The sequence below is a fragment of the Clostridium sp. 1001271B_151109_B4 genome, assembly GCF_015670405.1.
Classification (GTDB): domain Bacteria; phylum Bacillota; class Clostridia; order Clostridiales; family Clostridiaceae; genus Clostridium.
Genome location: NZ_JADPBQ010000008.1, coordinates 51,290 through 74,886, shown reverse-complemented (window position 1 = coordinate 74,886; position 23,597 = coordinate 51,290). Strand labels below are relative to the sequence as shown.

The following is a 23,597-nucleotide window of genomic DNA, read 5'->3' as shown; positions in this document are numbered from 1 at the left end:
TTCAAAAGTCCACTATTATTTTATAGGATATAAAAACTCCTTCACCCTTTGTGATGAGTCATCTTGTGATAAAAAATATATAGTATCATTTTCTAATAATATAGCATATGGTCCTGGTGATTTAAGTACATTTCCATTTCTACCAATAGCAAGTATAGTAGCTCCTGTATGTTGCCAAAACTGAATTTCTGATACAGTTTTATTTAAGTAATAACATTCTGCAGTTATTTTTACCTCAAATGGCATAAATGGATTCATTGATCTAAAGTGTTCTGATGCCGTAATCAAATCAGATAAACATTCATTTAAAGTATTCATCTCTTTTTGTTGGCGTGCTATACTTTTTAATAAATTTTCTTTTATAGTATCAATTGTTTGACGCTTACTATATTGTTTAATGAAATTAATTGCTTTTTCATAGGATTTAATTGTAACTCCACTTCCCTTTTCTGAAGTAACAATTTCTAAGTCACTTAATATACAAATCGCACGTCTTGCAGTTTCCGAAGAAACACCATATTGACTTGCTATTGATGAACGTGCATATATCTTTTCACCAACCTTATATTCCCCACTTGAAATCCTCGAGGCAATCTCAATTGCTATTTGTTGATATCGAGGAATTGAAATTTTACTTTTAACTTCTTCCATAATTATTATTTCCCTTTTATATATTCTTATATTTTATAGATTCAGTATAATTTATAAAGATAAATAAGACAATATAACAATTACGATTCTCTCCTTAATTTTAATTCTCTTAAGTAATTTATGAGTTCTAAATATTCCTTATTAAGTTGCTCCTTTTTCTCTTCTTTAGTTTCTATTGATAAAAGAGAAATCACCTCTGAAACTTTATTTTCAAGAACTAATATTTCATCATCTAAATGCTTCTTTTTCTCACTTTTATTTTTATCAGCATTTTTAATATAATCAGAATATCTTCCTTCAAATTCATGTATTTCTTTATCTTTAATTTCTATTATATAATTACATACATTTGATATAAACTCTATATCATGAGATACTAACAATACTGTCTTATTTGTATTTATTAAAGCATTTTCTAATGCTTCTATAGTTTTTATATCTAAATAATTCGTAGGCTCATCTAATATTAGCAAGTTATTATTAGATAATATTATCTTACATATAGCAACTTTTACTCTTTCTCCACCTGATAATTGCCCTACTAATTTATTTACTGAGTCTCTTTTAAACCCGAATTCCCCCAAATTTATTCTTATAAAACTTTCATCCCATATAGAATCTTCCTTTATATTTTCTAAGATACTTTTTTCATCTTTTAAACTATCTTGCCTTTGATCAAAATATCCTACCTTTACGTTACTTGCTATCTTTACTTCCTCTGAATTATTGCTTAAGATTCTATTTAATAAAGTCGTTTTTCCACATCCATTTTCTCCAATTAATGCAATCTTCAATCCATTTTTTATATTTAAATTAATTTCATCTATTAATACTTTATCTTGTACACATAGTTTTAACTTTTTAATTTCTATTAAATTCTTAACTGCAACTTCTGTACCTTCATTTATATTTATTATAATATTTTCTTTTTTCTTAGGTGGCATAACAACTTCCATATGCTTTATTCTTTTCTCTATTGATCTTATATTATTTTCAATATGTTTTTTTCCCCTTTGATCACCCATTTTAATAGTTTTTGCTTCTGATTTTCCCATTCCCTTAGGTGCCTTTTTTATTCTATCTCTCAATATCTCTTTCTCACCTATTACCTCTTCTAATCTTTCCTTTTCATGAACATACTTTTCATATTCTCTTTTTTGTTTTTTATAATCTTCTCCTTTTAATCCTAAATATCTACTATAATTGCCTTTATATACTTTTAATTTTCCATCTTCTATTTCTGCAATTTCATTACATACATCATCTAAAAACTTTCTATCATGAGAAACTACTAATAACGCTCCGCTATATTTTTTAAACATATCATCTAAATTTTTTATACTTCTACTATCTAAATTGGAGGTAGGTTCATCAGCAATAATAAGGCTCGTATTTTCCTGTAATGCTCCTACTACTCTCATTTTCACCTTTTCTCCGCCTGATAAATACTCTTCATATTCATCAGGAACATTAAAAATCTTTTTTATTTTACTATTATCACATACTTTACATTCTTCATCTAATTGACTTATGTACGAATAACTATCTGTTAAATATACTGATCCTTCATCAGCTTTTAATTCTCCTATTAAAATTTTTAATAATGTTGTTTTTCCTACTCCATTTTCTCCTACAATTCCTATTTTCTCTTTTTCTTCTATTTCAAATTTATCTATATCTAATATTAATTTATCACCATAATACTTTTTTAAATTTTTAATTGTTACAAGTTTCATCTTACACCTCCATGTAGTCATATAAAAAGTTTATGCAAATTTTTTATTACTACTCAACAACCTCAAGACTTGTCTAATATTAGTAAAATAAAACTCTATACTAAAGTAATATTAAAAATATAAAAGATGCCTAAATAGGCACCTTTTATATTTATTCTTTAAAATTAACTATTCCTAATAATTTATTATTATTTAATGCTGAAAGCACTTCTACTGCTATTTTACCATCTTCATATGTACAAAGACTAAACTGAGCATTCTCCTCAAATCTTACTATTCCATTACTTTCATCATGCCCTATAAAACTAAGGCTACCTGTTGAAAAATATGGCTTACCCGCAAAAATTCCATTAAAGGGATGATGAGTATGTCCAACAAAAATTCCAACCAATGAGCTTTCTCTTATTATCTTTTCAAAGTTATCATCTATATCCACTGATGGTGTAGTAAATTGATCTTTTATAAGATGATGGTGAAGCATTAAAATAGTATCTTTTTTACTCTTATCCTTTAATTGCTTTTGTAACCACTTATACTGTTGATTTGAAATAAATCCATCACTATTTTTATATACTGAATTATCAAAACTAATAATTCTAAGATTGCCAATTTCATTAACAATATTATAAGGCTCGCTACACTCCTTATTAAACCACCCCTTATAAAAGGCTTCCTTATTATCATGGTTTCCTAATGTAAGTATGTAGGGAACATTACCTAATAATTTTTCTAACTCACATTTTAAAATACAATAATCCTCATACACTCCTGATTCTACTAAATCACCAGTTATAATAACAAAATCAATTTTACTTAAATCAACCATACTTAAAGCCTTTTTTAGCTGAATCAAAGGACTTGTCATATTATTAAAAATAGAATTATATCCCTTTTCAGCTTTAGGATACTCCTTTAAGAAATGAATATCTGATAAATGTAAAAATTTCATATTCTACACCTACTTAATCTTCTTTTTCTTATTTCTTTTAGTTTGTATACTAAATAATATAAGTGCAACTATTGTAGCTACATAAGGTATAGATGCAGTAATTTGTGTTTTTAATGATGTATTTTGAAGTACATTTCCAGCTGCTTGTGAGAATCCAAAAAATAAACTTGATAAAAGTACCCCTATTGGATGAGATTTACCTAAGTTATTAGCTGCCATAGCAATATATCCTCGCCCTGAAGTCATGTTTTGCATGAATAATGTTACAGTTCCCATAGAAAGGAGAACCCCACCTAATCCACATAATATTCCTGATAAACTTATAGTAAGGAATTGATATTTTTCTACTGGTGTACCAAGACTTCTAGCAGCTTCTTTATTAATTCCAACAGCACGCAATCTATATCCTAATACCGTTTTGTATAAGAAAATATACATTCCTATAGCTAATATAAATGCTAAATAATCAACAATTGTTAATCCTGAAAAAATAGTCCCTAATATAGGAATATCCTTAATAATAGGCAAATCTATTTTTGGAAGACTTACTAAACTAGTATCAGTAAATACTCCTTTTGTCTTAAAAATTATATAAAGTAAATATGTTGTAACCCCACCCATCATAGTATTTGTTGCCATACCAACAACAACCGGAGAGGCTTTTAATTTAATTATACAGAATCCTACAACAGCAGATACTATCATTCCACTAACTGCTCCAGCAAGAACAGATAAAAATACATTATGAGTATAATAGTTAGCAACAATACTGAAAAATGCTCCTGTTAGCATTGTTCCTTCCATTGCAATATTAAAAATACGTACTTTAGTACATATAGCTGCAGCCAAAGTTACTAATAAAATAGGTGTCATCATACGAAGAGTCGAATTAGCTACTACTGCTAAATAATCTACACTTAACTCCATTATTGTACTCCTTCCTTGCTTGTTGCATTTTTCTTTTTATACCACTTTACAGCAAATCTCGCTGTAATTAACAAAGTAATAATTCCTTGAATAATTGTTGTTACTTCCGATGGAACTCCCATACTACGTTCAATAGTACTTCCTCCTGTAGTAATTCCAGCTAAGAAAATACTACTAACTAAAATACCAACTGGGTGATTGCTTGACATTAATGAAGCTATAATACCAGTCCATGCATAACCTGGCGATGTAATCATACTATCTACATAACGATATCTTGTTCCTAGAACTTCACATGCTCCACCAAGACCTGCTAATGCTCCACTAAGCATTAATACATAGTACATCATCTTAGTACTATTAACACCACCGTAGTTTGCAAAGTTAGAGTTTAATCCTCCCATTTTGGCTTTATATCCAAAGCTTGTTCTCTTCATTATGAAAAGTACAATTAGAACACAAATAACAGAAATTACAAATCCCCAATGCAATGAATATCCTTCAAATATCTTAGGCAAAATATTATCAGTTAGCTTTTGTGTTTGAATTGCTGAAGAATCTAAACCTAGTGGGTCTTTTACAACATATGTTGTAAAGTAAGAAGCTATATAATCAGCAACATAATTCATCATAAGAGTTATAATAAGTAAATCTAACTTAAATCTTTCACTTACATAAGCTGAAATAAGTGAATATAAAACACCCACTATTGCACCACTGGCAAGAGACATAGCAACAACAAAAGCAGGTGGTCCTGGACATATAACAGCTACAACAGCTGAAGTAAATGCACCTAAAACCATTTGCCCCGCAGCACCTAAGCTTGAATAACCTGATCCCCAAGCTAATGCACCAGCAAGACCAGCGAATATAATAGGAACTGAACGTGTTAAAGTCGTAGTTAAATAATAAGCAGATCCAAATCCACCTTTAAACATTCCTATAATTGCTTCAAAAGGATTAAATCCAGAAAATGCAATAATTACACCACCTAATACTAGTCCAACAACAATAGCTTGTAGAGGATGCTTTAATGGCTCAAATATACTTGAAAGTCTACTATTTGCAATACTCCCAGATAACGAATTTTTACTTTTCATTATACTTACCTCCTACCATTAAAAGACCTAATGCCTTTTCATCAATACTTCCTCTTTTAAATTCACCAACAATTTCACCCTCATAAATAACGTAAATTCTATCACTTAAATCCATAATTTCACTTAACTCTGAAGATACTAATAATACACTATCTCCTTTATTTCTTTTTTCAACAAGCTGATCATGAATAAACTCTATTGCACCTATATCAATTCCTCTTGTAGGCTCACAAGCAATAATAAGTGGTGTTTCCATGGACATTTCTCTTGCAACAATAAGTTTTTGTGCATTTCCACCTGAAAGCTCTTTTATCTTTTGTGAAGGTGAATCTGCCTTAACACGGAATTTAGAAATCAAATCTATTGCATGTTTTGTTACCTTATTAATATTTAAAATTCCCTTTTTAGAAAATTCTTTATTATCTTCATATCCCATTAATGCATTTTCAGCTAATGTTGCATCTGGTGCACTTCCCCACATATAACGATCTTCAGGAATATGAGCAATACCAGACTCTCTAATATTCATTACGGTATGATTTGTAATATCTTTATTATTGATAATTACATTACCACCATCAACTTTTTCTAAACCTGTTATACATCTAATTAGCTCAGATTGACCATTTCCTGATACACCGGCAATACCTACTATCTCACCTTTTTTAACATGTAAATTAACATTATTTAAGATATTTTTATCATGCTCACCTTTTAATATTAAGTTATTAACTTCTAAAAGTTGTTCCTTTGTTTCTTTTTCAGGAATTACTCTATTAGCTATTTGTCTTCCAACCATTAAATACGATAACTCTTCAACACTTGTATCCTTCTTTAATCTTTCAGCTACAACTTCTCCAAGTCTCATTACTACAACCCTATCTGCAACTTCCATAACTTCATGAAGCTTATGAGTTATAATTATTAAACTTTTTCCTAACTTAGCTAATTGCTTCATAGTCTTTAAAAGCTCATCTACTTCAATCGGTGTAAGCACCGCTGAAGGTTCATCAAAAATAATAACATCTGCATTTTGATAAAGTGTTTTTAATATCTCTACACGTTGTTGAAGTCCTACTGGACACTCCCCTACAATAGCACTTGGATCTACTTGTAACATATAACGCTTTGACAGATCTTCTACCACCTTAATATTCTTTTTATAATCAAAGAATATTCCTTTTTTCATTTCATTTTTATATACAATATTTTCTGCAACAGTCATTGATTCAAAAAGCATAAAATGTTGCTGTACCATCCCTATTCCTTGTTTCATAGCATCAGATGGATTGTGAAAATTCATTTTATTTCCATTAATAAGTATTTCCCCCGAATCCGGTCTTTCCAATCCATAAAGTATCTTCATTATGGTAGACTTCCCAGCTCCATTTTCTCCAACAACAGCTAGTATTTCACCCTTATTAAGATTTATATTAACTTTGTTGTTAGCCACTACATTACCATATGTTTTTACGATATTTCTCATTTCTAAAAGCATATCCAAGTTACTCCTTTTTCTAAATTAATCTAGAATATTAATAAGAGGCAAAGCTAAAATTGCTTCTGCCCCTTATATGATTGGTACTACGTACTCTTTTTTATATTCTAATTAGTTTGCAGCTTCTTCAGGAACTTCTATTACTAATTCCCCTGAAATAATTTTTTCTGCTGCCTCTTTACCAGCTGCTATAACTTCATCAGTTATAATTTCAGTATTTCTATAATTCATTTCTTCTGGAGAAACACCAACAACTCCAAATGCACCTTCTTTTAATCCAAGGATTTGTGAACCACCATTTAATTCGCCCGCTAAGAATCTATCAATTATAGTATCTACAACAGCCCCTGTATTCTTTAATAATCCACTAATAATACTTGTATTTTCAGAAGTAGTTTGGTCTACACTTAATCCTGTTGTGTATATTGGCGTACCCTTTTTACTTAACTCTTGAGCGGCTTGGTATATACCAGAGTTTGCACTAGCAGAAACTCCACCAAAAATAAAGTTTGCTCCTGCAGCCTTTTGTTGTAATGTGTATTCATAAGCTAAATTAGTATCATTGTAAGAATTAGTATAGTTGTACATGAATTTAGCATCAGGATTAACAGCCTTTACTCCTTCTGCAAATCCATATCTATATTTATATGTAGCTTGTGTTTGGAATGATGAAATATATCCATATAAGCTTTCATTAGGGAAAGCAGTTCCAACCATTACCCCTAAAACGTATGAACCTTGCGCTTCATCAAATCCAAAGCTTGTTACTTTTTCATTAGATGCAGTCGTATCAATTACAGCATATTTTGTATTTGGGAATTTATCAGCAGCATCACTAAATGGATCAGCTGCTTGCCAACCAATACCAATTATTAAGTCATACCCTTCATTAGATGCAGCAAGTGTATTTTCTTCCCATGCAGCAGTATCAGTACATTCAATAGATGTCATTTTAAATCCGTAAGTTTTGCTTGCTTCTTCTAAAGCTTCATATGCTTGAAGAATAAATTTCTCAGTTCCAATTGTGTCAGAAATTAAGGCTATATTTAAATTTGAATAATCACCATTATCCAGTTTACTTCCTGCTGATTCATTATTTCCAGAGTTTGAACATCCAGCAAAAAGAAGTGTAGTCATAATAAGCAATAAAGAAGTTACTATTTTTCTCATTATTTCATCTCCTAAAATTCATTTATAATTTGATTATAATGATTATGAGGATAAAAAAATATGACTTATGTCATATTTCGACTAAAAAACTGTATATTATTTTATTTTTTTTATTCATTATTCGCTTTTTATCTTAATATTGTTATTTTACTTAATATATATTGAATATTATTCAATATATATTAGACATTTTTCGTTATATTTATTAATCATATATTTGATTATTTATTTACCAATTAGCTATTATTCCTTATTTTTCTTAGTATTAGGCCTTATTGTTATCTGTTTATTGTTATGTTAAAATAATTACACGAATATACGAATAATATTATTAATTTACTCATTTATGTGGAGGAACTTATGGTAAAGGTTACAGATAATGTATTATTACATAAATACATTAATAATACGGGTATTTCTAAATTATTTTCACAAGATATTAATAACTACTTAGAACTTTTTTCCTTAGATAAAGGTGATTTTTTAATTAATGAAGGTGAATGCTCTAATTATCTATATTTTTTAGTAAGTGGAAAGCTAAAAGTTTTCTCGCATTCTACATCTGGTAAAATAATGTCGATAACACTTTTTAATTCCTTTGAAATTATAGGCGAAACATGCAGTTTATGGGAAAAACCTCCAACTGCCTCAGTTCAAGCTAGTTCAAAGGCATACTGCATTGGTATATCTATGCAATATAGAAACCTTCTTTTAAATGATGTAGTATTCTTAAGATATATTTGTCAAAACCTTGGTGAAAGACTTAGTTATATGAATAACAGCACTTGCACTAATCTTTATGAATCATTAGAAAGTCGTTTGGCATCTTTTATCTTAAAAACTGAGAAAGATGGAATCTTCTCTTATAATCTAACAGAATGCGCCGAGCTTTTATGTGCAAGCTATAGACATTTGTTGAGAATCATTAATTCATTTTGTAGTACAAATAAACTTTTTAAAAGTGGAAAATATTATAAGATACTAGATAGAGATTATTTAGAAAAAATTGCTTCAAATTCTTCTATAACATAAAAAAATGTATTGATTTTATAATCAATACATTTTTCATTTTAAATAAAATATTATTTAATATAATAATTGATAGTATATGTTGTTAAACACTATTTAGCTCTCATTAAATAATTCTTTATTAATATTAAAACTATACTTAATATAGCCATTACTAAAAATACTAGTATTTCTTGTATTCTTAAATTACTTAAATGTAATATACTTCTAAATAATATTGCCGCTACAAAAAATCCTATTGCTGTTGTTGTACATAAAAATAAACGTAATTTATTAAACGGTCTACACGCTCTTATTACAGCTAAAATACTTGTTAATCCAATCATATAATACATAAGCGTAGTCATTTCATATAATTTTATATTTAAAGTCGGAGCTATTAAATATAAAGTTATAATATTTATTATTATCACTACAGCATATGGCAAGGAATTCTTTAATACACTCTTTAAAAATTTCTCTTTTATTTGCTTTCCATTTGGTTCAAAGGATAAGAAGAATGATGTATATCCTTCAATAGCAAGATCTATTAATGTAATTTGTATTGGCATAAATGGGAACGCCGTACAAGTTATAATATTTAATATTGATAACATTACAGAATATAATGTTTTTATAAAAAATATTGTTGCAACATTAGTAATATTATTTACAACCCTTCTTCCTTCCATTAATACATCTTTTAAAACACTAAAATCTGAATTTAAAAGCACTATTTGTGATACTTGCTTTGCTACATCACTAGCTTCCGGAAGAGTTATACTGCAATCAGCCTGTCTTAATGCAATAACATCATTTACACCATCACCTGTCATTGCAACTGTATGCCCTTTGGCTTGTAAAGCCTGAACTAATAAGCTTTTTTGATTTGGAGAAACTCTAGCAAATATACTATACTTATCAGCTATTTCAATTATTTCATCATCATTTTTTATAGTAGATAAATCTATATACGATTCATAATCCTCTAATCCTGCTTGCCTAGCTATACTAGAAACTGTTAATGGATTATCACCTGAAATTACCTTTACTGTTACTCCTTCACCCTTAAAAAATCCAAGCATTTCTTTTGCATTTTTTCTTAGCGGATCAGATAATTCTATAGCAGAAATTACCTCTATATCAGGCAGTGTATCTTCTACTATTTCATTAGAGAAACCTACAAGCAATACTCTTTTACCTTGTTTTTGCGCTTCTAACATTCCTTCATCCATTTTAAAGTTACTTTTTACTATTAATTTTTCAGGTGCTCCAACTATTATAGATCCTATATTCTTAAATGAAATAGAACTCCACTTTCTTTCAGATGAAAATGCATTTTTGTACTCAACTTCAAAAGTATCATCTTCCTTAAAATAGTCTTTTAAAGCTTGAAAAGTACCATTATTATCTCCAATTTCATTAACAAAGGCACTTAAAACTTGATTTAATGAAATTGGCATTATTTCCTCATTAAACATTACAACATTAGAAACCTGCATTTTTCCCTCTGTAATAGTCCCAGTCTTATCAAGACATAATGTATCTACATGAGCTAACGTCTCTACACTATATAAATCTTGTACTAATACCTTTTTCTTAGCAAGCTTTATAACCCCTGTTGCAAGTGATATACTAATTAATAAAACTAGCCCTTTTGGTAGCATTCCTAATAATGCTGCTGCTGTTGATATTACAGAACTTTTTATTAATTCATTTCTAAAGAAATAAGCTTCTATAAATAACAATGCCCCTACTGGTATTATTATAAAACTAGTGAATTTTGTAACCTTTCTCATTGAGCTTAATAATTCTGAATTTATCTTCTTATGTTTTTTACTCTTTAATGTAATTTCAGCTGCTAAATTATCCTTTCCTACTTTTTCAACTTTTGCATAGCACTTTCCACTAACAACATAACTTCCTGAAAATAATTTATCTCCAGGTAGCTTTATAATTGTATCTGACTCTCCAGTAAGTAAAGATTCATTTACTTCTATTTTTCCGTCAATAACAACTGAATCCGAACAAATTTGATTCCCCATATTTAATATAGTTATATCATCTAAAACTATTTCATCAACACCTATACTAACTTCTTTTCCATTTCTTATTACATCAACCTTTGATACTGTTAGTACAGATAACCTTTCTACCAAATTTTTAGCATGTATTTCTTGAAAACTACCAATACATATATTCAATATAATTATTAACATAAATGCTAAATTAGAATATGCACCAACTGACATTAAAGCAATAGCAATAAGAAAGTTATATAAATTAAATAATGTAAATACATTTCCTGAAATAATCTCCCTATTAGATTTTACAGTTTTTTCTTCTACAATATTAATTTGCCCTTTTTTCTTTCTTTCTGCTACTTCTTCTTCCGTTAATCCTAATATAGTTTGCTGCTCCTGCACACTAACCACACTCCCTATAAATTTGTCTTAAATAATCGATTTTCAATAATTTTATTCTATATTTTTACATAATTTCCTAGTAAATATCACTTATTATACCTCTATAATGTAAAATCTATGTTAAATATTTTAATTTTTTTTACAAATTTACATTTAAAAATACAAAAAAAATAGAGCCTTTATCACTAAGAATAAAAGCTCTATTTCCTTAAAACTAATTTAATATTAAAAACAATTCATTGTTTTTATCTTTACCTATAAAATATATCATCAAATATAAATAATATTATATTATCTCTTCTGTATTGATAAACAAATTAACAAATTGTTCCTCCAACAGCTTTGATATCATCATCATTTTCAACAGCTGCCTTTATTGATAATTCTAATGCCTTACTAATATCAACGATACTCATTGATGGCTTTTCAGGCTTATCTACTACTTGTGCAGGTATGTATGGAACATGAATAAACCCAGCTTTCATGTTAGGATATTTTTTATCGACTAAGTATAATAAACCATACATAACGTGATTACATACAAATGTTCCTGCTGTATTTGAAACTGCTGCTGGAAGTCCACCATCTTTAATTTCCTTAACCATAGCCTTTATTGGTAAATTAGAAAAATATGCAGGTTCTCCATCTTCATATATAGCTATATCTAATGGTTGGTTACCTTCATTATCTTCTATTCTTGCATCATCAATATTAATTGCCACTCTTTCTGGAGTAACTCCAAATCTTCCACCAGCTTGTCCTATAGAGATAACTATATCTGGATTATGTTTTTCTATAGCTTCTTCTATTTTCGCTAGTGATTTTCTAAAGACAGTTGGAATTTCTAGCTTAATTACTTCTGCTCCACTAATATTTTCTGGTAATAATTTAACAGCTTCTAAAGCTGGATTTATATTTTCTCCGCCAAATGGATCAAATCCTGTTATTAATACCTTCATCTTTATCTTCTCCCTTATTTTGTATTATCTTCTTTTACAAATATGAGATACTTCCTTTAATCAAAAGATTTAAAGAAAATACCTCATAAATCAAATTTTAAATTTTAACTTAGCTAATTGAATTTATTTAACAACATAAAATGCTGAGTTTCCTTCTAAATAATTATATATAATTATCCATCAAATTTAAATGCTAATATTCATCAAATTAAAATGCTAAGAAATACATTAATAAAATATGAATAGCTAATAAAATTAATGCTACTGGAGCTTGTTGCTTAATTATTGCATTTTTATCTTCAATTTCAAGTAACGCAGCTGGCATTATATTAAAGTTAGCTGCCATTGGTGTTAATAATGTACCACAGTAACCTGCTGTCAAAGCTAAAGACCCTGCTATCGCTACATTAGCTCCTTGCGCAAATACAAATGGTATACCTATACCAACTGTTATTACTGAGAACGCTGCAAAGGCATTTCCCATAATCATTGTAAATAACGCCATACCTACACAATAAGCAGTAACTCCTATAAATACATTTCCTTGTGGTAATACACTTGATATCCCTGAAGAAATTACATCACCAACTCCTGCCGCTGTAAATAATACACCAAGTGCTGCTAATAATTGTGGTAATATACTTACTGCACCTACTGATTGAAGCATTCTATCTGACTCTTCAACTAATACTCTTGGTTTTGCTTTTGTTATAACGAATGTTACTATTACTGCAATTACAGCTGCTACCCCTATAGCTGCTGTTCCTGAAATTGCTGTAAATTGGGCAATTCCTAAAGCTGCTAGAGCTATAACTAATGATGGTATAAATACCTTTAATCCCAATTTTTTTGCTTGTTCTTCTCCGAATTTTTCATCTAATGCTTTAACAGTACCTGGTTTAACTTGCTTAGTTAAAGTAAGCACTGCAATAACTACTAATATTCCACCAACAACTACTGATGGTATATATGGTCCAAATATAAATATTATTCCTAATAATGCCCAAAATAGAGATGTCCCTATTTTAGCCTTATGATTTTTATCTCTTAATGTTAATACTGCTGTGTTTAACATCATAATTCCAATTATTATGTAGAATATTTCTAATAACATATTAGAAATTGCTGCAAAATCCATATGCCTCTTCTCCTTTGTTAACTATTTATTCTTTTTTCCAAACTCTCTTTCTAATCTCTTGTCCAGTAAAATGTTTTGAATTACAACTAATCCAAATGCAATTATTGCTACAGGTATTGATGCTTTTGCAATATCTAACCCTGATGTTGCATATCCTAAATCACTTAATGTATTAGCAATTAATAAAACTCCTGAACTTGCTAAGAAAAGATTCTGTCCATAGAAATTACCATAGTTGTCCATAGATGCTGCTGCAGCTTTTATTCTAGCTTCTGTTTTTTCATCTATCTTTCCATATTTACTTATCGCTGCACCTTGAGCCATTGGATTTATTAATGGTCTAACAAATTGAGGATGTCCACTTATTCTTAATGACATAGCCCCTGCAATTTGTCTTATTAAACAATAAAGTGTTAAAAGCTTTCCTGTTGAAAGATTTTTTACTTGTTTAATTAATGCAACTGCCTTTTCCTTTAATCCGTATCTTTCTGATATTCCTATTACAGGTAATGTTAATATAAAAATTGTTATTAATCTTTGATTAACAAATGTATCCCCAAGTATTGATAGTATTTCAGTAATATTCATATTAGCTGCAAAACCGGTAGCTAGTGCTGATATTATTATTACAGCAATACTATCAAGTTTTAATGCAAAACCTACTATTACCATCAAAATTCCTATTAGTACCATTTAAATCATCCCTCCACTATTTCCTATATAATATTTATACTTCTTTTTTCTGCATTTGTCTACAAGTTTTTGTTTATTTTGAATACTTTTATGATAATTATTCAATTTAATCCCTATTTAATTAACAAAATGTTAATGTATAGCATCGCAAACGATTATATCTATATATTGCTAGTTCATATTTTATACATAGAAAATCAACCATTTTTGTATAATTATTCATTAACCTTTATATAAATTTGCATAATATTAAAGAGATTACTAATTTCAGCAATCTCTTTAATATCAAACCCATTATCTTTTTCATACCTACCTATAAATTTTGATACTTTTATTATCTATTAATTATTTCTAATATATATACCAAGAGTCCTAAAATTAATAATAAAAGTAATATAAATAATATGGTATTAAATATACTTCTCTTCCTCTCATAAATACTTTGTTTAAATATATTCTATTTATAAATTAAATATTATATTATTTGACCCTTTTTAGGTAATAGCACATCTCCATTCTCATTATAAAGCTTCTCTGGACGATATGAATGAATTGGAATTAACAACTTTGGACTAATTAAATTAATTATTTTTATTAAATCATAAGGTCTAGCATGACCACTACATGACATCATCTTAAATTCAATATCATTATCCTCAAATTGTTTCACAAATGGTGCAAATCTAGGGTCAAAATCTCCTAATGGAGATGCATCTGAATGTATATAAATTCCCTTTTTCTTTAATTTATCTATATATTTTAATGCAAGTGTATCTAACTGCCAAAAATATTTACCTTCATCATTTATTAATTCTTTAAAATCAACCTTTAAGTTTTCATCTAAGCCATATTCTTTATTATCTAATTGATAATAATAAGTTTGTATTCCTGTAGCCTCTTTTACAACATATGAAAAATATGCATCTAACACAACAACCCTTGGATTAGTTTTAATTATATTTAATATTCTTTCTACATTGGCAATATAATAATTAAATGTAATCTGCTTATCAGCATTCACCTTAACAAGTTCATTTATTTTTTCTATAAGCTCTTGCTCATTTTCAGATTCATTTTCTCTTAATTCATCTCCAAACTCTTGAAATGAAACGCTTACTCCTTCAATTAATAGCACATCACAATTTTTACTTTCTTTGCAGAAATTAATAGTATCATTTTCTCTATAACCATGTAATCTTATATCACCTGAGTATGCTATCTTTAAATCTGGTGTCTCAATTAATAGTCCACATGCTCCATATGCATCATGATCAACTGGCATTACTTTAACTTTAATTTTCCCAACGTTAATAATTTCATTTTCTTTTACTCCAATTACTTCTCTTGTATTCGTTTCTCCTTTTTCATATAATGGAAAAATAAAATCATTATTTATATTTAATGTATTTAATAATGACTTTGTCCCCTCTAATGTATACAATGGTATTTTAGGATTTAAATAATTTACAATTTTTGAATGATCTAAATGAATATGAGATAAAAATACAGCTGTATCTTTAAATGTATCTTCTTTTGATTTATATCCCTTTAACGGTATCTTTTGATCAAATATATTAGCTAGATATGGTACTAAATTATTATCTAACAATCCCTGTAAGTCGTTTGGTTGTACCTTTGCAGCTGGATTAAATTCACTTCCAAAATCAAAGAATATATGACTATTTTCATATGCAACTTCTATAATAGTTCCACCTATTGTTAGAACTCCACTATGAAATGTAATTCTTGTTTTTTTATCCTTTATCATTCTTATAAACCACTCCTCGTATCTTAAATATTTTTGTCATTAGTAACTTTATAATTCTATAATAACGTATTTACTATTATTTATAAACTCTTTACCTATTCTCCCTAATACTATTACTCTAGAAATTGCTCCTTATCTTTCACTTAAAATTACAATTAATTTTCACAGTATTTATTTTATTTAATATGTAACCACAATCTACAATTGTTAAAATATCATTTCATAATATCTTTTTATATTTCTTTCAAGCTCTAATAAATCAATATTTCTACCGCTTCTTAAAGTTTCCTTACCTTCAATATATAACAAAAATATAGGTAAAGAAAATACATCATATTTAGCTGCTAGCTCTACATTTTTTTCTCCATCTATTTCTACGCTCTTTATATTGGGCAATGCTCTCAAAATACTCTCAATCTTATATTTTATCGCTTCACAAGCTCCACAATCTCTACCTGTAAAGTAAACTACTACCATTTCATTATCATTAATTAATTTTAAAATTTCACTTTCACTTGATACCCTATTCAAAATTATCCCTCATTTCAATAAATTAATTTAAGTAATTACATGTTTATAGACTAATTTAATAATATATTACTACTTTTATAAGTAAATTATATACAAAAATATAGCTAGCACATGAATATTCAAGTACTAGCTACTTATTTAACTATTTATTATTTTTATAAAAATATTCTAAAATATCATCAAATTTTTCAAATGCTAATCCCGCAGCTTCACAACATTCTGTTATAGCCTCTTCCATTTCCTTAATAGGAATATCTTTTACAGTATCACACTCAATTCCTTCTTGACGATAGGATTCACATATTGCATTTTCTAAATCTTCTTGTGAAATGCCATCTTCCTTAAATATGCTTAAAAAAATTTCTCTAATATTATTTTCCCTTTCGATTTCAGTTAATATGTTTTCCATATATCCTCCAAATGTCATCTCAAAAATTTATCTTCTAATTCATAATTATACCATAATTTATAAATTTATAACATTTACAAATAGGTTTTTAATCTCTCCTATTGTCAATCCTTATCTAATTATTATTCTCCAACTTCTAATTTATATAAAAAGAGTTATCTTTAATTAATTTATTAATCATTAAAGATAACTCTAGTTTTAACTCTTATTTCATTAAATATTCATCAACAGCTAATGCTGCATTTCTTCCTTCAGCAATTCCCCATACAACCAATGATGGTCCTCTTCTTGCATCTCCAGCAACAAAAACTTTCTCCTTAGATGTTCTATAATCTATATCATTGGCAGCAATATTGCCTCTTTTATTTAGTTCTACCCCTAAATCATTAGCTATATAATCTTCAACTCCAGTGAATCCCATAGCTATTAAAACTAAATCAGCATTCCAAATCTTTTCAGAACCTTCTATTTCTTTAAGATTCATTCTACCGTCTTCTCCCTTAACCCATTGTACATCAACCGTTTTTAGAGATTTAACATTTCCATTTTCATCTCCATAAAACTCTTTAACACTTGTTAAATATCTTCTTGGATCATGACCAAATTTTGCAATATATTCTTCTTGCCCATAATCAACCTTCAATACTTTTGCATATTCTGGCCATGGATTATTTTCAGCTCTAGTTCTTGATGGTTGACCCATAATTTCAAATTGATTTACAGATTTACATCCTTGTCTAAGGGCTGTTCCAACACAGTCAGTCCCTGTATCTCCACCACCAATTACTATTACATCCTTATTAGTTGCTAAAATATCTGCACCCTTATTAAACTGAGAATCAATTATTCTCTTAGTATTATTAGTCAAATATTTTACTGCAAAGTGAATTCCATTAAGTTCTCTACCCGGAGCCTTTAAATCTCTTGGATTAGATGCTCCTATAGTAATTACTATCGCATCATACTCTTGCTCTAATTCACTATACTTTACATCAACCCCAACATTAACGCAAGTTTTAAAAATTATTCCCTCTTCTTTAAGGATTTCAGCTCTTCTTTCTATAACAGTTTTCTCAAGCTTCATATTTGGTATACCATACATCATAAGACCGCCAACATGATCTTCTCTTTCATATACAGTAACACTATGTCCTAACTTATTTAAAAAGTCTGCAGCTGCAAGTCCTGATGGCCCTGAACCTATTATAGCAACCTTTTTATCTGTTCTTACTTCTGGTGGATTTGCTTTAATCTTTCCTTCGCTAAATCCTTTTTCAATAAGATACTTTTCATTTGCTTTAACAGTTACAGCATCTCCATGTAATCCACAAGTACATGCATTTTCACATAAGGCTGGACACACTCTTGATGTAAACTCAGGAAAGTTACTTGTTTTTAAAAGCCTTTCTAATCCTAATTCCCATTTTCCTAGGTATACAAAGTTATTCCATTCTGGAATAAGATTATGAAGCGGACACCCTGTTGCCATATTATTCAACATAACACCAGACTGACAAAATGGGACTCCACAGTCCATACATCTTGCCCCTTGTTTTCTTCTTTCATCTTCTGTAAGAGGTGTATCAAATTCATTCCAATGATTCACTCTATTTAGTGCATCCTCTCTGCTACAATTTTTTCTACTAAATTCCATAAAACCTGTTGCTCTTCCCATGATACTCCCCCCTTACATAACCTTTCCTGTTTTTTCATAAAAGGCATTTACTAAAGCTTCATCTCTAGTACAACCTTTTTCTTCATTAATTCTAACTAGTTCTAAAACTTCCTTATAATCTATCGGAATAACCTTCTTAATTTTAGTTATATATAACTCAAAATTATCTAAAATATTTTTAGCTTTAGCTGAATTAGTAAGTTCATAATGTTCAGTAATTATATTCTTCAAGAATTTAACATCCTTATCATCTGGATTTTCAATAAGAACCATTTCTTTATTAACCTTAGAATTAAATTCTTCTTTTTCATCTAAAACGTAAGCGATTCCTCCACTCATTCCAGCTGCAAAGTTAACTCCTGTTTCTCCTAATATAACGGCTCTTCCTCCAGTCATATATTCGCATCCATGTGCTCCACAACCTTCTACTACTGCTGTAGCCCCTGAATTTCTTACACAGAATCTTTCTCCTACAATTCCACTAAAGAAAGCCTTTCCTGAAGTAGCTCCATATAATGCAACATTACCAACAATAATATTATCAGCTGCAACTAATTTGCTATTCTTAGGTTTATATACAACTATCTTTCCTCCTGATAATCCCTTACCAACATAGTCATTACCATCACCTTCAACTTCTAAAGTTAAACCACTTGGTATAAATGCCCCAAAGCTTTGACCTGCTGCTCCAGTACACTTAATCCAAACAGTATCTTCTGGTAACCCTTCAGTTTTATATCTTCTAGTTATTTCAGAACCTAGAATAGTTCCAAATGTTCTATCTGTATTTACAATATCTATATCTATTTTAACTTTTTCTTTATTTTCTAAAGCTGGCTTTGCTAGTTCTAAAAGAACAGTTGTATCTTTAACTTCATTAAGCTTATGATCAAACTTCTTATCTTTATTAAAGATAATTCCGTTTTCTGAATTAATTTGAGATTTATCTAATATTAATGATAAATCAACTCTTTCAGCTTTCCAGTTATTAAGATTTTCCTTCTTCTTTAATTTATCTACTCTACCAACCATTTCATCTATACTTCTAAATCCAAGCTTAGCCATGTATTCCCTTAACTCCTCTGCTATAAACTCCATAAAGTTTACAACATATTCAGGTTTACCTGTAAATCTCTTTCTAAGCTCTTCATTTTGAGTTGCAATTCCTACTGGACAAGTATCTAAATTACAAACTCTCATCATTACACACCCTAAAGATACAAGTGGTGCTGTTGCAAATCCAAATTCTTCTGCCCCAAGTAATGCAGCTATTGCAACATCTCTTCCCGTCATAAGCTTACCATCAGTTTCAACTCTAACTCTATCTCTTAAGTTATTCATAACAAGAGTTTGATGAACTTCTGCAAGTCCTAATTCCCATGGAAGCCCTGCATGTTGGATTGATGTCTTAGGAGATGCCCCTGTACCTCCATCATAACCTGATACTAATATTACATCAGCCCCAGCCTTAGCAACACCAGCTGCAACTGTTCCAACTCCTGCTTCAGCAACTAATTTTACTGAAACATCTGCATATATATTTGAATTTTTCAAATCATATATAAGCTGTGCTAAATCCTCAATCGAATAAATATCATGATGAGGTGGTGGTGAAATTAATCCAACTGCTGTAGTTGAATGTCTTGTCTTAGCAATCCAAGGATATACCTTTGATGCTGGTAACTGTCCACCTTCTCCTGGCTTTGCTCCTTGAGCCATTTTAATTTGCAATTCATCTGCATTAACTAAATATTCTGATGTAACCCCAAATCTACCAGATGCTATTTGTTTAATTTTAGATCTCTTTGTATCTCCATTTGCTAATGGAATCCACCTTTCTCTATCTTCTCCACCTTCACCAGTATTAGATTTACCACCTAATCTGTTCATTGCAATAGCAAGAGCTTCATGAGCTTCTTTTGAAATTGATCCATATGACATTGCTCCTGTTTTAAATCTCTTTACTATTTCAGATACAGGCTCAACTTCTTCTAATGGAATAGGATTTTCTTCAAATTCAAAGTCTAATAATCCTCTTAAAGTTAGACCCTCTTCTTCTTTCATTATTAATGAAGAATATTCCTTAAACTTTTTATAATCTCCACTTTTAGTTGCTTGTTGTAGTAAATAAATACTTACTGGATTATATAAATGCATTTCTCCATTACTTCTTAATTTATCTCTACCAAAATTATCTAAATCAAAATTTAATTGCTTAAGTCTCTTATCATAAGCTTTTTCATGCTTACCTAAAGTTTCTTTTTCAATCCCCTTTAATGTTAATCCACCAATTCTACTTGCTGTATTTGTAAAGTATTTATCTATTACTTCTTTATCAATCCCTAAAGCTTCAAATATTTGAGCCCCTTGATAAGATCTAATAGATGATATTCCCATTTTAGAAAGTATCTTAGTTATACCTTTTACAACAGCCTTGTCATAATTATTAATTGCTTTTTCATAAGGAATTGTGATCATTCCATCTTGCACTAATTCATGAATTGTCTGATATGCTAGATATGGATTAACTGCTGTTGCTCCATATCCTAAAAGTGTTGCAAAATGATGTACTTCTCTTGCTTCACCTGTTTCAACAATTATATCTGCTAAACTTCTAACACCTTTTTTAATTAAATAATTATTCATTGCAGCAACTGCCAATAATGAAGGTATTGGTGCATTATCCTTATCTACAAATCTATCTGATAATATAATTACATTAGTTCCTTCTTTAATTAATTGAAGTGCTTCTCTACATAAATACTTTAAAGATATTTCTAGACTATTTTTTTTTCTAATATCAAAAGTGATATCCAATGTGTTAATTTTGTATCCATGTCCATCTAATGACTTTATTTTTGCTAAGTCCTTATCATTAATAATTGGATTTACTATTTCTATTTGTCTACAACTTTCTGGACAATCATCTAAAATATTTCCTTTAGATCCTAAGTAAACATTAGTAGATGTTACAACTTCCTCTCTTATTGCATCTATTGGTGGATTTGTTACTTGTGCAAATAATTGCTTAAAGTAATTAAATAATGGCTGTTCCTTTAATGATAATACAGCAAGTGGTGTATCAATTCCCATAGCAGCCATTGGTTCATGCATGTTTTGAGCCATTTCAAAAATATTAGTTTTTAAATCTTCATATCCATAGCCAAAAGTTTTTTGATAAGTTGTCCTCTCATCCTTGTCCATAATTTTTTCTTCATAGTTTTCAATTTTTATATCTTTCAATGGTGTTAATCTTTCATCTAACCATTCTTGATATGGATGCTCTAAGCTATACTTTTTCTTAACTTCTGAATCTTCTATTAATTCTCCCTTAACAGTATCAACTAGTAAAATTTTCCCTGGCTCTAATCTTTCTTTTCTAATTACTCTTTCCTCATCAATTTCAACAGCTCCTGTTTCTGATGCTAAGAAAAGATAATCATCATCAGTTATGTAATATCTAGACGGTCTTAATCCATTTCTATCTAAAACTGCACCAACTTTATCGCCATCAGTAAATACTATTGAGGCTGGTCCATCCCACGGTTCCATTATTGTTGAATTATATTTATAGAAAGCTTTTTTATCTGGATCTATGTTTTTAGATTTTTCCCATGGCTCTGGAATTAACATTAATATAGATCTTGCTAAATCTCTCCCACCCATGTATAAGAATTCTAATACATTATCAAATGTTGCTGAATCAGAACCCTCCTTATTAATAATAGGTAATACATCTTGTAATCTTTCGCCAAAAACTTCTGATTTAATAGAATCTTCTCTTGAATAAATTTTATTAACATTACCTCTTAAAGTGTTTATTTCACCATTATGAACCATCATTCTATTAGGATGTGCTCTTTCCCAACTTGGAAATGTATTTGTTGAATATCTTGAATGAACTAAAGCAATAGCTGATTCTATATCTTTATCTACTAAGTCATGATAAAATTCTCTAACTTGTGTAGATAATAACATTCCTTTATAAACTATTGTCTTAGAAGAAAGTGATGCAATATAAGTGCTACAATCACTTAATTCCTCTTCATCATTAAATAATTTTTCAATATTCCTTCTTAATATATATAGTTCTCTTTCGAACTCTCTATTGGATTTTATAGCTTCAGGCTTATTGATTATGATTTGCATAATCTTTGGCATAGACTCTAAAGCAGCCTTACCAAGCCCACTATAATCCACTGGAACTACTCTTAATAATAAAAGTGAATATCCCCTTTTACTTAAAACTTCATTAATTATATTTAACGCTAACCTTCTTTTGCCTTCTTCAGATGGTAAAAATAATGCTCCTACCGCATAATTCCCTAAATCCGGTAAATCAATCTTAGCTTCATTACATACTTTTTTAAAGAATTTATGTGGTATTTGAATTAATATACCAGCACCATCACCAGTATTTTCATCAGCTCCAGTACCACCTCTGTGCTTTAAATTTTCTAAAATATCTAATGCGTCATTAATAACCTTATTAGATTTCTTCCCTTTAATATTTACTACTGCACCTATTCCACATGCGTCATGTTCAAAATTGTTATTATACAAACCCCAATTTTTTTCCATAATATAACGCTCCTTTATTTATAATTTATTTATAAATGTATTTGGCGTTTTCTAATTAAATAGCTATTTATTAATAAGCCCCATTGCTTAATAAACCTAACTAAAAATTATACTGAAAACAAAATATGAAATAAATCTTTTGCAAAACATCTCTTTCTACTATTTTAATACAATTTTTATATTATTAACATTATATACAACTTTATGTATAATTTCAATTTTTTATTAATATTTTTATATACTTTTCTTAAAAAAATTAAGTAAAACGTACTAAAACTTGTTTTTTTTAAGAATATGTTATTTTCAGCACTTTATTTTCTTATAATATTTACAGACATATTTTTACGAAATTATGAATGTTATATTTTTATTTCTGTC

At 29.1% G+C, this 23,597-nt stretch carries 17 protein-coding genes; 1 reads left to right on the top strand and 16 read right to left on the bottom strand.

Annotated elements, in window-relative coordinates; all coding sequences use genetic code 11:
• Positions 1-15: 15 nt before the first annotated feature.
• The 7 genes from I4V63_RS07395 to I4V63_RS07365 all read right to left on the bottom strand — a co-directional run bounded on the left by I4V63_RS07395 (position 16) and on the right by I4V63_RS07365 (position 8,031).
• Positions 16-651 carry a TrkA C-terminal domain-containing protein gene (locus I4V63_RS07395; RefSeq protein ID WP_196000658.1) on the bottom strand — a complete coding sequence of 212 codons (636 nt, stop codon included), beginning with the start codon at positions 649-651 and terminating at the stop codon, positions 16-18.
• 80 nt (positions 652-731) lie between these two features.
• The gene (cplR, locus tag I4V63_RS07390; protein WP_196000657.1) at positions 732-2,387 is read right to left on the bottom strand and encodes an ABC-F type ribosomal protection protein CplR; all 1,656 of its coding nucleotides are present in this window, start codon (positions 2,385-2,387) and stop codon (positions 732-734) included.
• 151 nt (positions 2,388-2,538) lie between these two features.
• Positions 2,539-3,336, bottom strand: coding sequence for a metallophosphoesterase (locus I4V63_RS07385; protein WP_196000656.1), 798 nt, complete (start codon positions 3,334-3,336; stop codon positions 2,539-2,541).
• Between the two features lie 9 nt (positions 3,337-3,345).
• Positions 3,346-4,263, bottom strand: coding sequence for an ABC transporter permease (locus I4V63_RS07380; protein WP_196000655.1), 918 nt, complete (start codon positions 4,261-4,263; stop codon positions 3,346-3,348).
• Complete coding sequence (locus I4V63_RS07375; protein ID WP_196000654.1) at positions 4,263-5,363, bottom strand: ABC transporter permease; 1,101 nt, start codon at positions 5,361-5,363, stop codon at positions 4,263-4,265. The genes I4V63_RS07380 and I4V63_RS07375 overlap by 1 nt, the downstream gene beginning before the upstream one ends.
• The gene (locus I4V63_RS07370) at positions 5,353-6,861 is read right to left on the bottom strand and encodes an ABC transporter ATP-binding protein (RefSeq protein ID WP_196000653.1); all 1,509 of its coding nucleotides are present in this window, start codon (positions 6,859-6,861) and stop codon (positions 5,353-5,355) included. The genes I4V63_RS07375 and I4V63_RS07370 overlap by 11 nt, the downstream gene beginning before the upstream one ends.
• Positions 6,862-6,972: 111 nt before the next feature.
• Positions 6,973-8,031, bottom strand: a complete 1,059-nt coding sequence (locus I4V63_RS07365) for a BMP family ABC transporter substrate-binding protein (protein ID WP_196000652.1) — start codon at positions 8,029-8,031, stop codon at positions 6,973-6,975.
• Positions 8,032-8,391: 360 nt separating this feature from the next.
• On the opposite strand from I4V63_RS07365, the gene I4V63_RS07360 reads away from it, so the two are divergent.
• Positions 8,392-9,063: a cyclic nucleotide-binding domain-containing protein gene (locus tag I4V63_RS07360; protein WP_196000651.1), complete on the top strand. Its 672-nt coding sequence runs from the start codon at positions 8,392-8,394 to the stop codon at positions 9,061-9,063.
• A gap of 89 nt (positions 9,064-9,152) precedes the next feature.
• Here I4V63_RS07360 and I4V63_RS07355 read toward each other — a convergent pair whose 3' ends face one another.
• The 9 genes from I4V63_RS07355 to gltB all read right to left on the bottom strand — a co-directional run bounded on the left by I4V63_RS07355 (position 9,153) and on the right by gltB (position 23,219).
• Positions 9,153-11,465, bottom strand: a complete 2,313-nt coding sequence (locus I4V63_RS07355) for a cation-translocating P-type ATPase (protein ID WP_196000650.1) — start codon at positions 11,463-11,465, stop codon at positions 9,153-9,155.
• Positions 11,466-11,782: 317 nt separating this feature from the next.
• Positions 11,783-12,424 (bottom strand): pyroglutamyl-peptidase I, encoded by a 642-nt coding sequence (pcp, locus tag I4V63_RS07350; protein WP_196000649.1) that lies wholly within the window; start codon positions 12,422-12,424, stop codon positions 11,783-11,785.
• A gap of 208 nt (positions 12,425-12,632) precedes the next feature.
• Positions 12,633-13,562 carry a DUF979 domain-containing protein gene (locus tag I4V63_RS07345; protein ID WP_196000648.1) on the bottom strand — a complete coding sequence of 310 codons (930 nt, stop codon included), beginning with the start codon at positions 13,560-13,562 and terminating at the stop codon, positions 12,633-12,635.
• A gap of 21 nt (positions 13,563-13,583) precedes the next feature.
• On the bottom strand, positions 13,584-14,255 hold the full coding sequence (locus tag I4V63_RS07340; RefSeq protein WP_196000647.1) for a DUF969 domain-containing protein: 672 nt from the start codon (positions 14,253-14,255) through the stop codon (positions 13,584-13,586).
• A gap of 475 nt (positions 14,256-14,730) precedes the next feature.
• Entirely contained in the window at positions 14,731-16,023 is a 1,293-nt protein-coding gene (locus I4V63_RS07335) for an MBL fold metallo-hydrolase (protein WP_196000646.1), read from the bottom strand.
• A 207-nt stretch (positions 16,024-16,230) separates the two neighbouring features.
• Positions 16,231-16,554, bottom strand: coding sequence for a thioredoxin family protein (locus I4V63_RS07330; RefSeq protein ID WP_196000645.1), 324 nt, complete (start codon positions 16,552-16,554; stop codon positions 16,231-16,233).
• 142 nt (positions 16,555-16,696) lie between these two features.
• Positions 16,697-16,963 carry a hypothetical protein gene (locus I4V63_RS07325; protein WP_196000644.1) on the bottom strand — a complete coding sequence of 89 codons (267 nt, stop codon included), beginning with the start codon at positions 16,961-16,963 and terminating at the stop codon, positions 16,697-16,699.
• Between the two features lie 205 nt (positions 16,964-17,168).
• Positions 17,169-18,638: a glutamate synthase subunit beta gene (locus I4V63_RS07320; RefSeq protein WP_196000643.1), complete on the bottom strand. Its 1,470-nt coding sequence runs from the start codon at positions 18,636-18,638 to the stop codon at positions 17,169-17,171.
• Between the two features lie 12 nt (positions 18,639-18,650).
• Positions 18,651-23,219: a glutamate synthase large subunit gene (gene gltB / locus I4V63_RS07315; protein WP_196000642.1), complete on the bottom strand. Its 4,569-nt coding sequence runs from the start codon at positions 23,217-23,219 to the stop codon at positions 18,651-18,653.
• Positions 23,220-23,597 lie beyond the last annotated feature (378 nt).

What these genes read in the sequence shown, in the direction of transcription:
- I4V63_RS07395 (WP_196000658.1), bottom strand. Translation starts at nt 651, where the DNA reads ATGGAAGAAGTTAAAAGTAAAATTTCAATTCCTCGATATCAACAAATA.
- cplR (WP_196000657.1), bottom strand. Translation starts at nt 2,387, where the DNA reads ATGAAACTTGTAACAATTAAAAATTTAAAAAAGTATTATGGTGATAAA.
- I4V63_RS07385 (WP_196000656.1), bottom strand. Translation starts at nt 3,336, where the DNA reads ATGAAATTTTTACATTTATCAGATATTCATTTCTTAAAGGAGTATCCT.
- I4V63_RS07380 (WP_196000655.1), bottom strand. Translation starts at nt 4,263, where the DNA reads ATGGAGTTAAGTGTAGATTATTTAGCAGTAGTAGCTAATTCGACTCTT.
- I4V63_RS07375 (WP_196000654.1), bottom strand. Translation starts at nt 5,363, where the DNA reads ATGAAAAGTAAAAATTCGTTATCTGGGAGTATTGCAAATAGTAGACTT.
- I4V63_RS07370 (WP_196000653.1), bottom strand. Translation starts at nt 6,861, where the DNA reads ATGCTTTTAGAAATGAGAAATATCGTAAAAACATATGGTAATGTAGTG.
- I4V63_RS07365 (WP_196000652.1), bottom strand. Translation starts at nt 8,031, where the DNA reads ATGAGAAAAATAGTAACTTCTTTATTGCTTATTATGACTACACTTCTT.
- I4V63_RS07360 (WP_196000651.1), top strand. Translation starts at nt 8,392, where the DNA reads ATGGTAAAGGTTACAGATAATGTATTATTACATAAATACATTAATAAT.
- pcp (WP_196000649.1), bottom strand. Translation starts at nt 12,424, where the DNA reads ATGAAGGTATTAATAACAGGATTTGATCCATTTGGCGGAGAAAATATA.
- I4V63_RS07345 (WP_196000648.1), bottom strand. Translation starts at nt 13,562, where the DNA reads ATGGATTTTGCAGCAATTTCTAATATGTTATTAGAAATATTCTACATA.
- I4V63_RS07340 (WP_196000647.1), bottom strand. Translation starts at nt 14,255, where the DNA reads ATGGTACTAATAGGAATTTTGATGGTAATAGTAGGTTTTGCATTAAAA.
- I4V63_RS07335 (WP_196000646.1), bottom strand. Translation starts at nt 16,023, where the DNA reads ATGATAAAGGATAAAAAAACAAGAATTACATTTCATAGTGGAGTTCTA.
- I4V63_RS07325 (WP_196000644.1), bottom strand. Translation starts at nt 16,963, where the DNA reads ATGGAAAACATATTAACTGAAATCGAAAGGGAAAATAATATTAGAGAA.
- I4V63_RS07320 (WP_196000643.1), bottom strand. Translation starts at nt 18,638, where the DNA reads ATGGGAAGAGCAACAGGTTTTATGGAATTTAGTAGAAAAAATTGTAGC.
- gltB (WP_196000642.1), bottom strand. Translation starts at nt 23,219, where the DNA reads ATGGAAAAAAATTGGGGTTTGTATAATAACAATTTTGAACATGACGCA.